General features: G+C 46.5%; 13 protein-coding genes. 7 read left to right on the top strand and 6 right to left on the bottom strand.

Annotated features, from left to right (window positions below):
• Positions 1 to 344 precede the first annotated feature (344 nt).
• Positions 345 to 3,479, top strand: a complete 3,135-nt coding sequence (locus tag ACUVJL_RS25460) for an MFS transporter (RefSeq protein WP_445248383.1) — start codon at positions 345 to 347, stop codon at positions 3,477 to 3,479.
• A gap of 56 nt (positions 3,480 to 3,535) precedes the next feature.
• Here ACUVJL_RS25460 and ACUVJL_RS25455 read toward each other — a convergent pair whose 3' ends face one another.
• Both ACUVJL_RS25455 and ACUVJL_RS25450 read right to left on the bottom strand, forming a co-directional pair.
• Complete coding sequence (locus ACUVJL_RS25455) at positions 3,536 to 3,838, bottom strand: hypothetical protein (RefSeq protein ID WP_445248382.1); 303 nt, start codon at positions 3,836 to 3,838, stop codon at positions 3,536 to 3,538.
• A 36-nt stretch (positions 3,839 to 3,874) separates the two neighbouring features.
• Entirely contained in the window at positions 3,875 to 4,468 is a 594-nt protein-coding gene (locus ACUVJL_RS25450) for a Uma2 family endonuclease (RefSeq protein WP_445248381.1), read from the bottom strand.
• 288 nt (positions 4,469 to 4,756) lie between these two features.
• Here ACUVJL_RS25450 and ACUVJL_RS25445 point away from each other — a divergent pair, with 288 nt between their 5' ends.
• The gene (locus ACUVJL_RS25445) at positions 4,757 to 5,236 is read left to right on the top strand and encodes an orange carotenoid protein N-terminal domain-containing protein (protein ID WP_445248380.1); all 480 of its coding nucleotides are present in this window, start codon (positions 4,757 to 4,759) and stop codon (positions 5,234 to 5,236) included.
• Positions 5,237 to 5,461: 225 nt separating this feature from the next.
• Here ACUVJL_RS25445 and ACUVJL_RS25440 read toward each other — a convergent pair whose 3' ends face one another.
• The 4 genes from ACUVJL_RS25440 to ACUVJL_RS25425 form a co-directional block, all read right to left on the bottom strand.
• Entirely contained in the window at positions 5,462 to 6,136 is a 675-nt protein-coding gene (locus tag ACUVJL_RS25440) for an acetoacetate decarboxylase family protein (protein ID WP_445248379.1), read from the bottom strand.
• A 533-nt stretch (positions 6,137 to 6,669) separates the two neighbouring features.
• Entirely contained in the window at positions 6,670 to 8,151 is a 1,482-nt protein-coding gene (locus tag ACUVJL_RS25435) for an S-layer homology domain-containing protein (RefSeq protein ID WP_445248378.1), read from the bottom strand.
• A gap of 162 nt (positions 8,152 to 8,313) precedes the next feature.
• Positions 8,314 to 9,303 (bottom strand): DUF6263 family protein, encoded by a 990-nt coding sequence (locus ACUVJL_RS25430; protein ID WP_445248377.1) that lies wholly within the window; start codon positions 9,301 to 9,303, stop codon positions 8,314 to 8,316.
• Positions 9,304 to 9,307: 4 nt separating this feature from the next.
• Complete coding sequence (locus tag ACUVJL_RS25425) at positions 9,308 to 9,997, bottom strand: polysaccharide deacetylase family protein (RefSeq protein WP_445248376.1); 690 nt, start codon at positions 9,995 to 9,997, stop codon at positions 9,308 to 9,310.
• A 79-nt stretch (positions 9,998 to 10,076) separates the two neighbouring features.
• Between ACUVJL_RS25425 and ACUVJL_RS25420 the strand changes: the two genes are divergently transcribed.
• From ACUVJL_RS25420 to ACUVJL_RS25400, 5 genes are all read left to right on the top strand, one after another.
• Positions 10,077 to 10,370: a DUF433 domain-containing protein gene (locus ACUVJL_RS25420; RefSeq protein WP_445248375.1), complete on the top strand. Its 294-nt coding sequence runs from the start codon at positions 10,077 to 10,079 to the stop codon at positions 10,368 to 10,370.
• Positions 10,367 to 10,738: a DUF5615 family PIN-like protein gene (locus tag ACUVJL_RS25415; RefSeq protein WP_445248374.1), complete on the top strand. Its 372-nt coding sequence runs from the start codon at positions 10,367 to 10,369 to the stop codon at positions 10,736 to 10,738. The genes ACUVJL_RS25420 and ACUVJL_RS25415 overlap by 4 nt, the downstream gene beginning before the upstream one ends.
• 174 nt (positions 10,739 to 10,912) lie before the next feature.
• On the top strand, positions 10,913 to 11,680 hold the full coding sequence (locus ACUVJL_RS25410) for a ChaB family protein (protein ID WP_445248373.1): 768 nt from the start codon (positions 10,913 to 10,915) through the stop codon (positions 11,678 to 11,680).
• A 476-nt stretch (positions 11,681 to 12,156) separates the two neighbouring features.
• A complete protein-coding gene (gene rd, locus ACUVJL_RS25405; RefSeq protein WP_333234489.1) occupies positions 12,157 to 12,315 on the top strand; it encodes a rubredoxin in 159 nt (52 codons plus the stop codon).
• A 24-nt stretch (positions 12,316 to 12,339) separates the two neighbouring features.
• On the top strand, positions 12,340 to 13,605 hold the full coding sequence (locus ACUVJL_RS25400; RefSeq protein WP_445248372.1) for an NAD(P)/FAD-dependent oxidoreductase: 1,266 nt from the start codon (positions 12,340 to 12,342) through the stop codon (positions 13,603 to 13,605).
• Positions 13,606 to 13,918: the final 313 nt, after the last annotated feature.

The following is a 13,918-nucleotide window of genomic DNA, read 5'->3' as shown; positions in this document are numbered from 1 at the left end:
CCTAGTTATTTTTGCAAGAGGTCTACTATTGATAATGGGTAGCGATCGCCCCCCGCCTCAAACTTGCCGCTTTTATGCGAACTCTGCTGCTACCAGTCGCATAAAAACTAATTTCTGACTTTAGACGGATTTATTTTTTCCCTTCCACAGCCATAATAAGCAGTAAGGATGAGATCACTAAAGAACTGATTTACTACTCATCCCAATGTCACTAATAAAGGCTTCCGTAAGATTAAGCCTGACCAAAACAAACCACCATCTAAAGATTACAAAATCCCCTATCAAGAAAATTGGGGTCAAGTTTTGCTATGCCTAACTAGGCATAAAAATGTAGGAGGTAATTTATGTTAGAAAGCGAGTTATTAATGTCGCTGTACAGTCCCAAACTCAATATTTCCCAAATGCCAGTAGAAATAGATGTGCCATTTGACCACCCCTATATCGGAGGGCTGATGTTTTTAAGCCCTCAGTTTTTCGTAGCCTTAATCGCCGGAGTCATTATGGCTTTCGGCTTCCAATTCCTGTTAACAAATTTCTCGATCGCCGCCAAAATCTCAAATTGGGACGAGGCTTTACCCGACGATGACGATGATGATGAGTCCGAAACTTTAGGCCGTAAAGTTCGGAAAATCGAAGGTTTAGTCGGGGGTTGGGTTTTAGTCACAGTTAACCTGGCTTTATTTTTGGCTTGTTTTCTGGCAGTCAAACTAACTTCAATTGCCAGCGTAGACGGAGCGGCAATTATTGGTGTGGTCATCTGGGCTGCGTACTTTTTAACCCTGGTGTGGCTCGGTTCTAGCGCCGTCGGTTCTATGATCGGTTCCTTGATAAAAACTGCTTTTTCTGGCGTTCAAGGCGTCATGGGTACTGCGGGTGCAGCGATCGGCGGCAAGATGGCCAGCGACCAAATGGTCAATACTGTAGAGGCATCTGTTGCCGCTGTCCGCCGCGAGTTGAGTTCGGCTGTAGACCCGGACAGCATTCGCGAAACACTACAAGATTATGTGGGTTCTTTGCAGTTACCGAAGCTAGATGTTAAGGAAATTCGCGGTCAATTTGAAAAGTTGCTGGGCGATGTCGATATCAAACCTCTTGCGGGAAGCGATGTTCTGAAGAATGTTAACCGCCAGACTTTTGTGGATTTGATTAAGAGTCGCACAGACTTTTCTCAAGAGGAAATAAATCAAGTTGCCGACCAACTCGAAGCGGTTTGGAAGCAAACATTCGGCCAACAACAAGAGCAGAAAGACCCGAATTTAGAGTTGATTGATTTTCTCAAGTTTGCGGCTCCCGATTTGCTGAAGTCGGACGAACTCAACGCCAAGCTGTCTCAAATTCTAGAAAGTAGGGAAAAGAAATCGGAATCCGGCTCAGGCGGCATGAAGCGAGCGATGCAGTTGGGTGTGGAAGCTCTTGTGGGCACTGTTTTGTCGCGGACGGATTTGTCTGATTTAGATGTTGAAAAAATCTCTGGTCAGTTGCAGCAACTGACAGCCAAAGGGACCCAACAAGCTAAGTCTTTGGCTTCTAAGGTGGGCGACAAAGTGCCTGCGCTGCCTTTCAATACAGCTAAGGCTGATGTGGAAAACTACTTGCTGAATACCCAACCTTGGCACTTAAATAGAGAGACAATCAAGCAAGAATTTAGGGATGTTATTTACGACCCGGAAGCTTCTCCGGGAGCAGTTTTGCGCCAGTTAGAGCTGTTTAATCCCGATTATTTTGTAGGGATTCTCAGCCGCCGCGAGGGGTTTGCTCCGGAACAGGTAACGGAAATTGGCGAACAGCTTCAAGCTGTCCGCCAAGAAGTGTTGGAGATTGTGCAAGCTGCTGCTGGTGAAGAACAGTCTCAAGATTTGCGCAGCCGGATTGAGAATTATTTGCGATCGACCGGCAAGGAAGAATTGAATCCTGAAGGTATCGAGCGGGATTTCCAAGCGCTTTTGGAAGATCGGGATGCTGGTTTTGAGGCTTTGCGCGATCGCCTGTCGCAGTTTAACCGCGATACTTTGGTGCAGTTGCTGGGTCAGCGGGAAGATTTCAGTCCAGAGGAAGCCGATCAGTTAATCGGGCGGCTCGAAAGTTCGCGCGATCGCGTGATTTCTAGAGCTCAAGAATTGCAAGAGCAAGCGAAGTCGAAAGCGCAAGAATTGCGGCAAAAGGTAGAAGACTATCTCCGCAATACTAATAAGGAAGAACTCAATCCTGAAGCTATCGAGCGCGAGTTTCAAACGCTGTTAAGTGACCCGGAAGCCGGATTTAAAGCGTTGAGAGAACGCTTGTATCAATTCGACCGCGATACGCTGGTGCAGTTGCTGTCACAGCGTCAAGACCTCAGCGAAGAACAAATAAATCAGGCGATTGACCGGATCGAATCTGTGCGCGACAACATTATCCACGCGCCGCAAATAGTTGCAGATAAAGCTAAGGAGCAGTACGAGGAAGTTACTGCAAAAATTGGCGAGTACCTGCGGAATACTAACCTGGAAGAACTCGATCCAGAAGGTATCAGTCGGGATTTGACCAAATTGTTGGAAAATCCGAAAGAGGGTGCTTTGGCACTTCGGGAAAGACTTTCTCAGGTCGATCGCGAAACTTTGGTGAAGCTGCTTTCGCAGCGGGAAGATTTGAGCGAAGAACAGATCAATCGGACGATCGATCGCCTGCAAGATTCGATTCGCAGCATCGTGAAATCGCCCCGCCGCTTGGCCTCTCGCGCTCAAAAAACAGTCCGGGATTTCCAAGGAAGTTTGGAAAATTACTTGCGGAATACGGACAAGGAAGCACTCAATCCTGAAGGCATCAAACGCGATTTGCAGTTGCTGTTTAGCGAGCCGGGAATAGGGATGCAAAGTTTGGGCGATCGCCTGAAGCACTTTGATCGGGATACGCTCGTAGCCCTGCTGTCGCAGCGGGAAGACATCTCGTCCGAGGAAGCCAACAAAATTGCCGACCAAATTGAATCTGTCCGCAACCAAATTGTCGAACAAGTTCAAATGGTTCAGGACAAGTTGCAGTCAGCAATCGATGGTATTTTCGCGAAAATTCGGGATTACCTCAATTCGCTCGATCGACCAGAGCTCAACTACGAAGGCATCAAGCGGGACTTCCGCAAAGTGTTTGACGACCCGCAGGCCGGATTTGACGCGATTAAGGAGCGTTTAGGTGAGTTCGATCGCGGTACTTTAGTTGCCCTGCTGAGTTCTCGTTCCGATATTTCCGAGACTGACGCTCACCGAATTGTTGACCAGATCGAAGGAGCCCGGGACACCGTTTTATTGCGTGCGGAACGCCTGCAAAATGAAGCCAAAAAACGCATTAAACAGCTCAAGAACAAGACCAAGCAGCAAGCAGAAGATGCGCGCGAAGCCGCAGCAGCGGCAGCTTGGTGGCTGTTTGGTACGGCTCTGACTTCAGTGGTTGTTTCGGCGTTGGCTGGAGCAATAGCAGTAGGCGGGATTTCGGGTTTGTTTAGCTAGACTTTAAACGAGTTTCAATTAACTTTCTCCTGATTCTAGGTTGGCAAAAAGCCAGCCTATTTTCTTTGACTGAAACGTTGCACAATTTGAGGATGATTCTTGTGGGGTAGGCGTCCCGCCTGCCCGGAATCTTGTGGGGTAGGCGTCCCGTCTGCCCGGAATCTTGTGGGGTAAGGGGGACGCCTGCCCGGAAAATACACCGGACGGGCGGGACGCCCATCCCACAACATAAAATACACCGGACGGGCGGGACGCCCATCCCACAACATAAAATACACCGGACGGGCGGGACGCCCATCCCACAACATAAAATACACCGGACGGGCGGGACGCCCATCCCACAAAACAATCAAAATCATCCCACAATTATGCAACACCGTTTTTTTGAGGTGGGATTACTGATCGCCGATCAAATTAGGAGGAAATACTTTAGATAAATCTAGGGACAAATCCTCAAAATTAGGGAGGGCAACTGTCTCGTTAGACAGAAAAATTCTCTTGACGCGATAACCAAATTTGCCTTGCGAATTCTGATAAGGATCGCTGTAACATTCCAAACAAGTTTCTAATAAGTTAAAGATCCAATAGTCAGAGATACCCGCTTCAGCATAAAGGGGCAACTTGACCTGTTTGTCGTAACTCAAAGAAGAATCCGCAATCTCAATCAGTAACAATATATCCGCCGTTGTGGGGTGAGAGGATAGATAGTCATCAGGGCGATTTTGCACGATCGCGCGATCGGGTTCTGGTTCGCTGTCATCCGGCAGAATAATCGGTTGTTGCCCTCGCAGTGTCGCGCTTTCTCCCAGCAGCTTAAATAACTCGCGTTCCAAGCGTGTCTCGCAAACAGAGTGAGCAGTACCTTTAGCAGCCATGTTTACAAGTTCTCCCTTGATTAACTCAACTCGAGCGTCCTCACCAAAGAACCCCAGTTCTGTCAGGCGATGATATTCCGCTATGGTGAAGCGTTTTGTAGTTGCGATCGACATAACACGCACCTAAATACAGGTCTGTTGCAATTATAGGCGATCGTCGATCGGCTAAACAATGCTAATCGGGAGCACAGTTAACAACAATCTTATCAAATTTCCCTCATCCTTTAGTTGCAAATTTACCCACTTTTGGTCAATTTACTCCCCGAACTTAAGTCGGGGATCAAATCAGCCTTAAGCAAGATCCTAGCATCACTATTTATTAGGTACTTTAACTTAAGTAGCAAACAAAAGTTTTCTCAAAAATAAGAAAACTGAGCAATACATATTATTTTGGAGGCTTGAATGACATTTACTACTGCCAGTGCTTACGACCAAGGAAAAGCAGATATTCAGAGCTTGAGTGTAGACGACCAATTAGGTGTGCTGTGGTTTGTTTACACCGAAATTGGCAAGTCAATAACCCAAGCGGCTCCGGGTGCTTCCGGTTCCGACATCGCTCAGGGTTTGTTCGAGCAAGTCAAACCGCTGCCCCACGAAGAACAACTACAAGTAATGCGCGACATTGCCTCAAAAGCCAATACTGAAATCAGCCGGATGTACGGCTCGATGAGTCCTGAAACCAAACTGGCTTTTTGGTATTTCCTAGCAGTAGGAATGGACGAAGGAACTATTATTCCCGTGCCTCCAGACTATCAACTTCCTGACGCAGGAAAAGCTTTATTAGGCAAGCTTCAGGGGCTGGACTTTCAGCAGCAAATTGATTACCTTCGCGGTACAGTTTTAGAAATGGGTGCTGAAGCCGCTCCCGGGGCTGGCATTTAAAAATAGGACTTACGAAAAAAAAGCCCGTTTCTCGGAGAATATTGGGTGCAGTAACGAGGCATCTTGGAAGAAACCGGGTTTTTAGCCCTTTGATGCGTAAGTCCTCAAAAAGATTAGTAAGTAGCTCAAACTAATACCCCGCGCGAGAAACCCGGCTTCTTCAAGAAACCGGGTTTCTGGCTGTTGTGTTTTTTTAGGTTTACGATGAAGATCCGCACTTGACAGTTAATAACTGAATTCAACGAATCTGTTTCCCACAACTGCGGGCGCACTGACTGTTAAACGCATATCTTCGCAGGCAACTGTTAGCAAGGGCTGACCTAAGTTTAAACTGGCAAAAGGACTTTCTTCTGCCACTTCTAATTCGCCTTTAATCAAACCGATGCGAGACTCAAATTTTCCTTTAAACAACAGCAAATTGCTGCGGTCAGCGCTGAAAACTTTTCCGCTCAAAGGCAGCGGTAAGGCTAAACTTTGCTGGCTGTAATTGAGGCTGCACAGTGGACGTTTTTCTTGGCGAACTGTGACGCGGTAGCCTAGCGGTGCTGCCTTTAACGAATGGCTACCTTCCCAACTAAATTGAGCTAATTCTTTAGGAAGCCCCCAAATTTCGCGCCCGCCGGCTACGGAGTTAGGATTGTCTACGTAAATATGGGAAATCCAAGGACCCCATTTTCCAGCATAATGGGCGATCGCGCTAACTACAATTAACTCATTGTACTCCATCACCGAACCCAACCCGTAGGAGGATATATAAATGCCACCTAGCGTTTTCCCCGGCAATAAAGAGACAATTTCTAACTCAGAGGGAACCAAGGGGCGTACTCGTGCCACATCTACCAATTGTAAACTCCCAACAGCATAACCTTGCAGATTCCAAGGTGCAGGTGGATATACCATTTTAAGTGATTTAATGTGTGATATTTTATATTTATTTTAGCTCAGGATCTAAAACAGCAACAGTTTTTTGTATTTCTTCACACCTTGTTAGTAAATTTACTTTGTTTAAACTAATATATGGGCAGAAATTAGATAGATATTTGAATAGAAAATTGAGCTGGTAAAAAGTATATATTTTACGGTAGGATCGGGAAATATAATACTAAACTTAGGTGGCAAATTATTTGAGATAACTCGGCGATTGAAATCGCAATCTCAACTTTCCAGGTATCTGTAAGAGCGGCTTACACCAAAAATACGTGGCTGTAACTAAAGATTTAAATAAACCCGCCCCCACAAAGCGGTAAATCATCATGTACATTTTTGGGATTAGTATCGAAGTAAAAATTGACCTGGTTTATCCGTTGTATGGGAGCGAGTTTATTGAGATTGTTAGTGGGAATTAGATATTATTGGTAAAACCCACCCCTAGAGATACTATCCGCGTTAATCCGCGTTAATCCGCCTTAATCTGCGGTTAAAAACCTCCAAATCTACTTACTCGCATAACCCGTGCTCACCAAAAACTCGCGCAACTTCCCAAAGAATTGAGTGCGATCGCGTCCTTGATAAACCCTCTCCAACAACTGCCAACCTTCCGCATCCTGGCCCATGACATACTTGCTAGCCATGAAAGCCGCCAACACCCCTTTCACCTCCCCATCTTCACTCACACGCTTGTTAGATTCCAGCCAAAGCTCAGCAGAATTCGTGTATACTTCCACCGGATACTGCTTGGTAACATCTTGCATTTTACCTTGGCGGTACTGCCAAACTTGCAGCGGGAAGCGAGAATCAGCATAATTTGTAAAAGCCTCGGAAAATCGCCAGTCCTCACTCTTGAACTCGGGGATATCATTTTTGCCAAAATCGACCATTTCGTAAGTTACATTGCCCCAGAAATGCTTGATATGAGTGTATTTTTTAGCTGCCGAGTCGTAGCGGTAAATAAACGAATAATTGCAGCAGCGGACGCCGCTGTTGATTGACACTAAATCTGCCAGCACTTCCGGTTCCTTGTCGCCGTCCAAATCGCGGATTCGCAGCGATAACAAACGCCCTTCAGATACTTCTTCGCTGGCTTTTTTGTCGGGATTGTCTACTAGAGAACGAGTCGGAATCAGCACTGGTTCTTCTAATAAACTTTGACCGTTGCGGATAATTTTGAGGCGGATATTTTTAGCATTTTCAGCTTCTTTTACGAAAGAAACTTCCGCCCGAACTTTCCCCGATTCCGAGATTTCTGTTGTTCTCGGCGGGCCGATATCCGCGGGAACTTGGGCGATATATTCCGCAGGAACTAAGGCAGTTTGGCCGGGTTTGGCGATCGCCTGACAGAAAAAAGTGGCTACTTCGGCGCGAGTAGCATTGCGTGTAGGTTCTAGCTTTTTAACAGCCGGATAATTGACCACAAGTTGTTTTTCTGTGGCGGCCGCGATCGCATTTCTTGCGAGTTCGGGAATTTCCCGCGCATCTTCAAAAGTCGCATCCAAAATCTCAGCCGCCGACCCCGCAGGTGTATATTTCAAGCCGCTGCTTAAAGCAACCAAAGCCTGCCAGCGGGTTATATTCAAAGTCGGGTTAAAGATACTGCCACTGTAACCGGACATAAAACCCGTCTGATAAGCTTCTCGAATTGCTTTAAAACCCCAGTAATTTGTAGGAATATCTGCAAAGTCGATCGGATTGCGGACGGTTTTGGCATCGGGAAAAGCCCTGCGAACCATCGCCGCAAACTCAGCGCGGCTGACTGGGCGATTCGGGCGAAAAGTGCCGTCTTCGTAGTAGCCACTGATAATTTTTTTCTCTGCTAACTCCTCAATGCAAGCTTGCGCCCAATGGTCGTTAACATCCTTAAATTTGGCTTCAGCAAATGCCGGCGCTACATTCAGGCCCGGAAATACTAAATTGCCGATGATTATCCCCAAGGCTACCACTAAACCGATGATACCTTGACGTTTGTGCGATCGAACCATAGAACAGACTCCTCTACTTGCAAATTGGCGATCGAAAGTTTCGGAAAAGTTACATAATATTAGGTATATTAGCCCGATTTAATACCATTTCTTAAAAAATTAGCTGCGACCAGGGACACAGCATGGCGGTGTCCCTACTTTTTAGAGTTGGTATAATAAAGCTTACTTCGACTCTAAAGTCATCTCCATCACCATTTTTGTTGTGATTGTTAATTCTTCAGAACTGCCAGCATTTTTAGCACTCATTTCGCTATTTGAACTAACAGACGCAGTAGACCGAAAAGGCATTAATCTATCCAAGCGCATTGTGGCTGCTCCCCGACCCTGAGAAGCCAAAGATTTTAGGGTTAAGGTAGTTCCCGGAGGCAGTTGGGGAGAGGTAATATTTTGAGGGTTTGCTTGCTGCTCTATACTTACATTCAGAGAGGCAACTCCATCTTGCCAGCTAGCCAATTCATAGGTAACAATGTCATTCACATTCATGCCAATGACATTAGAGGAAGAAGAAACGCGCCATTTGGCTCCTTTTCCGACTGCTTCTGCAGGCAGCGGCGAGGCCAGTTGCTCTAGAGATTTAGACATTTGTCCAACCATTTGTTTGAGGTTGTTGTCAGATCCTTCGGGCAAAATAATGTCACCTCCTTTATGAAAACCGCGATTGTCCATGATGAAAGAGCCTTTCACTCCGACTATGCTTTTGAGTGTGGAACGCATGGCATCTCGGGCGGCTGGCGGGATATTTCCAGTATCGCCGGTGATATCTGCGTTAGTATAAGCAAACTCGTAGTGAATATCGCCGTTGGGATCAATTTTAGTGACTTTTGTCTCGAAAGTCATCACCGATACAGGAATTTTAGCCGCAGGCGAGGACCGACCCGATGTGGATATTTCCATATCCATTTTTACGGTCATAACTGTCGTTTGTTTGACATCGATAGCTGGCTTTAAACGCAGTTGCTGTCGGGGTTCCACTCCCGGATTTAGCAGTTCGACTTGAGGGGTTTTCGAGTTGGCTGCAGGCGCGGATACGCGACGGTCTGGCTGCTGCACTACAAGTGGAGTTTCAGCACTCAGGGAAGCAGGAGAAAGCTCGATCGCCCATCCCGCGGTCGCCAAACAAAGAGATGCTAGAAACAGTGTTTTTTTGTTCATGGATTTAATTTGGTTTTACTTGAATGTTTGCTTGTTGCCACAGTCGATCGACTGTCACAAATTTGTAACCTTTATACAAAAGCAATGGAATTATTTTATCAGCAGAAGCTGCAACATCTTCGCCACCGCAATAGCCGTCGTGCAGTACAATTATTGAGCCGTTTTCAGTTTGCTGCACGACGCGACTAATAACTTTCTTAACCCCCGGTCGCACCCAATCTTCCGGGACGACACTCCACATTATAGGGCGATATTCCCACTGTTGCAATAACTCTAATGTTCGTGGGGTAAAAATGCCGTTGGGCGGCCGCACGTCCCGGATTAATTTTGGGTCTAAATCGCAAGCTTGGGCAATTGCTTTTTGCGTGTCTTCTAAACTTTGTTTGAGTTCGTGGGTTTTGAGTTTGGGAAACGATATATGCTGGTAGCCGTGGAGGCCGATCCAGTGTCCGCGATCGCAAACTTCCTTAGCCGTTTCTGGATGCCTGTCAACGCAAAATCCCAGCCAGAAAAAACTAGCTTTTATGTCATATTTATCCAAAACTTTTAACAGTTGAGGTGTGTGCTGCCGGTGCGGGCCGTCGTCAACTGTTAGGGCAATTTCTCGGCTGTTGATATCTCCCGTCCACAGACATCTGGGAAAAGCAGATTTGAGAATGGGATGAACGACAGGAAACAGGGGTGCTAGTGGCATTGATTAACCTTGATAAATGCGATCGGGTAGAAATGAAGCTGCGTTACAATAAAATAAAGTTAACTCAATCGAGGTAAATATGACAACTGCCGTTGATATAGGAACGCTAATTGTCCGCACGCCCGGAACCTGCGGCGGTAGCCCGCGAATTGCAGGAACTAGAATTACGGTACAGAATATTGCTATTGATTTTAATGCCGGGATGACTCCACAGCAAATCATTGATGAAAGACCGCATTTGACTTTAGCACAAATTTATGCAGCGCTCACTTACTATTACGCGAACAAGGAAGCAACGGACGCCGAAATAGCAGCTTACTACGAAGAGTATGACCGTTTGGAAGCAGAATATATGGCAGGTAAGCTATCGTGAGCAGAATTTGTTTATACATGGATGAGGATATTCTCCAACGCTCGCTGATACTCGCTCTGCGAACTTCTGGTGTAGACGTGATAACTACCTCGGACGCTAACAAGCTTAGCTGTTCAGATGAGGAACAACTGATCTGGGCAGCGGAGCAAGGGCGTGCCATATACAGTTTCAACACTAAAGATTTTTGTCGTTTGCACAGTACCTTTATTGCCAAAGATATCGGTCATGCTGGAATTATTATGGGAGTGCAACAGCGGTACTCGATTGGCGATCAGTTGCGGGGGTTTTTCAACTTGATTGCTGCTAAATCAGCCGAAGAAATGATAAATCAATTGGTATTTTTAGCTGAGTACATTAGATATGAATAAAAGCTTGAAATAACCGATCGCATCGGAAACTACCAGCCTCTTTAACTCCTTTGATATAGACTCAATCTAGCCACAGTCGATCGACCTCTATCTCGCGGTCGATGCGATCGCCCTGCGGTGTCCTCCTATACTGAAAACCAGCACAAGTAATCGACAAACCATCAAGGAGGTAAAATGACCGAGGAATATTTAGCCGAACGCACAGTTTCAGCCGTATTTAAGGAAGAAGAACAATTAGACGGTGTAATTCGGCGGTTGCTCGATCGCGGAGTTTCCCGGGACCACATCTCAGTAATGGGAAAAAACTTCCAATCTAAAACTAAAATTGCCGGCTTTATTACTAAAAAAGATGTAATTTTAGGCGGTCTGCGAAGCGGGGCGATTTTTGGTTCCTTATTCGGTTCTTTTTTGGGTTTGCTAACTGGCGTCGGTATGCTGTTTATTCCCTTTGTCGGTACAGTAGTCTCGGCGGGCCCGCTGGGTGCTGCACTGTTGGGTGCAGCTAGCGGGGCGATCGCAGGTTCGGCCGGTGCGGGTCTAGTTTCCGCTTTAGTCGCTTTGGGAATGCCCGAAGACAAAGCAACAATCTATCAAACCCGTGTTGAAGCTGGCGAATTTCTCGTGATGGCAGAAGTCGCCGCCGATCGTTCGGGCGAATTTCAACTCTTGCTAGAAAGTGCAGGTGGCCAAGAAGTTTCAGTTAGCGAAATGACGCTGCCGCGCGCCGTCAAAGGTCGCTGCAATAGTCCGGCAGACTTGTCTCCAGAAGTGCGATCGCACCTGTCGGAAGCCGCTCAAAAAACCTTTATCGAATCCTACAACGCCGCATTTGACGAAACCAACGACTCGATACAAGCGGAACACACCGCTTGGGACGCCATTCACCAGCAGTACGAAGAAGATGAAAGTGGCGTTTGGGGTAAGCCTTTAGCGAAAGTCTAGTCTTCCAATCGCAGTAAACTAATAAAAAATAAAATCCCGCCTCTAGAACTGTGCTTCTAGAGGCTTTGACGATTTTAGATTTTAGATTTTAGATTTTAGATTTTATATCATGTCCGGTCGAGCAACCACGATTTTTGTAGGGGCGGGTTCACCAACAATACCTGCCAATAATTGACTATCTAAAAAACCCGCCCCGACCGGGATATTATGGTTAATTGATCGGACATGATATTAGATTAAAAAAGGGTGCCAAACTTAATTCGTAAAGACTTGGAAATTACCGCAATTCTCATTACTTTTTGAAAGTGATATAGCAATCCTAAATCATTTGTGAATTTCTTACTCCCTCCCCAAGGCATCGGGGAGGGTTGGGGTGGGGTAAAAAATTTACGACTCCTGCAAGGATTGCTATATTGCATTAGGTTGCGTTGTCAACTACAATCTATAAGCTTGCAATATAAAATTGAGTTAAGCAAATGCAAAAATACGTTTGTACAGTTTGCAATTACGTCTACGATCCAGAACTAGGCGACCCCGACGGAGGCATAGCTCCCGGTACACCCTTTGAAGATATCCCCGACGATTGGGTTTGTCCCACTTGCGGGGCGGCAAAATCCGATTTTGAACCAGAATAAGCGAGAAAAAATTTGTCCGATCGAATGCTCAAAATTACAGTTATCGGCGGCGGTGCTGCGGGTTTTTTTAGTGCAATTACCTGTGCCAAAACCTACCCGCAGGCCCGCGTCACTTTACTAGAAGCTGGCCGGCAACTCCTGGCAAAAGTTCGCATCTCTGGCGGCGGGCGCTGCAATGTGACTCACGCTTGTTTTGACCCTGGTGTTTTAGTGCAGAATTACCCCAGAGGAGGGAAAGCTCTGCGCGGTGCTTTTACTCGATTTCAACCCCGCGATACTGTAGAATGGTTTGCAGGTCACGGTGTGAAGTTGAAAACAGAAGAAGACGGGCGAATGTTTCCGATCACCGACGATTCGGAGACAATTGTTAACTGTTTGATCCGGGCGGCTGAGGATGCAGGCGTAAAAATTCGCACCGGCGATGCAGTAGTTTCAGTAAAGAAATTAACGGGCAACACCGCAGAGGGCGAACAGGGGGACACCGCCCCTAGGTTTGAAATTGAGTTGAAGTCGGGGGAGAGTTTTAAGTGCGATCGCATTCTTCTCGCTACAGGCAGCAATCCGGCGGGTTTTAAGTGGGCAAAAGAGTTAGGTAATACTGTAGAACAGCCCGTTCCTTCTCTATTTACTTTTAATATTTCCGACAGCAGAATCAAAGATTTAGCCGGAATTTCTGTTCCTAATGCTAAGGTGAAATTGCCGGGAGCTAAATTAGAACAAAGCGGGCCTTTGCTAATTACTCACTGGGGTTTAAGCGGGCCTGCTGTACTCAAACTTTCGGCTTGGGGTGCGAGATTTTTGCACGATCGCCATTATAAAACATCTGTGCTGATTAATTGGCTTCCCCAGTACAATGCGGAAGTTTTGCGGCAGCAACTGCTAGCAGTTAAGTCGCAGTTGTCGCACCGATTGATTGTCTCTAGCTGTCCGTTTCCGGTGCCGCGCCGCCTCTGGGAACGCTTGACAAGTTCGATCGGCATTGATGAGCAAAAACGCTGGGCCGACTTATCTAACAAAACCCTCGATCGCCTCCTGCAAGAACTCGTTCAAGGCGAATATCAGATTGCCGGAAAAGGCGCATTTAAAGAAGAATTCGTCACCTGCGGCGGTGTCAACCTCAGAGAAGTCGATTTTAAGACAATGGAAAGCCGCCGCTGTCCCGGACTTTTCTTTGCGGGCGAAATCTTGGATATCGACGGCGTGACGGGCGGTTTCAACTTCCAAAGTGCCTGGACTACAGCGTGGTTGGCCGGGCTGGCGATCGGCAAACCATCCGATTTTAGATTTTAGATTTTAGATTGGGGAATATTTGCTGTGTAAAGGCTTGGGACTTACGATCGCGCGTTCTGCTTGCCTGTATTAAATTTTGTGTTATTTTTGAATGAAGGCGCACCAAATGTGTGTCAACTTTAGGTTGTAGACACAATTCGCAGTTTTGCGGAGTTAACATCGGGTGAGATACGTCACCAACCCCAGCCTAAAGGCATGGGGCAAAGAAGAGAAAGGCTCACCACCTTTTAAATCTGAGACTAAAACAGTGTCTAGCTTGCGGGTCAAGAACCCAAACTGAACTATCTGGTGGTGGTACACCGAACGACGTTAC

Origin of the sequence: Microcoleus sp. OTE_8_concoct_300 (genome assembly GCF_031383065.1) — a bacterium.
Lineage (GTDB): Bacteria > Cyanobacteriota > Cyanobacteriia > Cyanobacteriales > Microcoleaceae > Microcoleus.
Note: the sequence above shows the minus strand (reverse complement) of the source record. Positions and strands in the feature narration are given on the sequence as shown.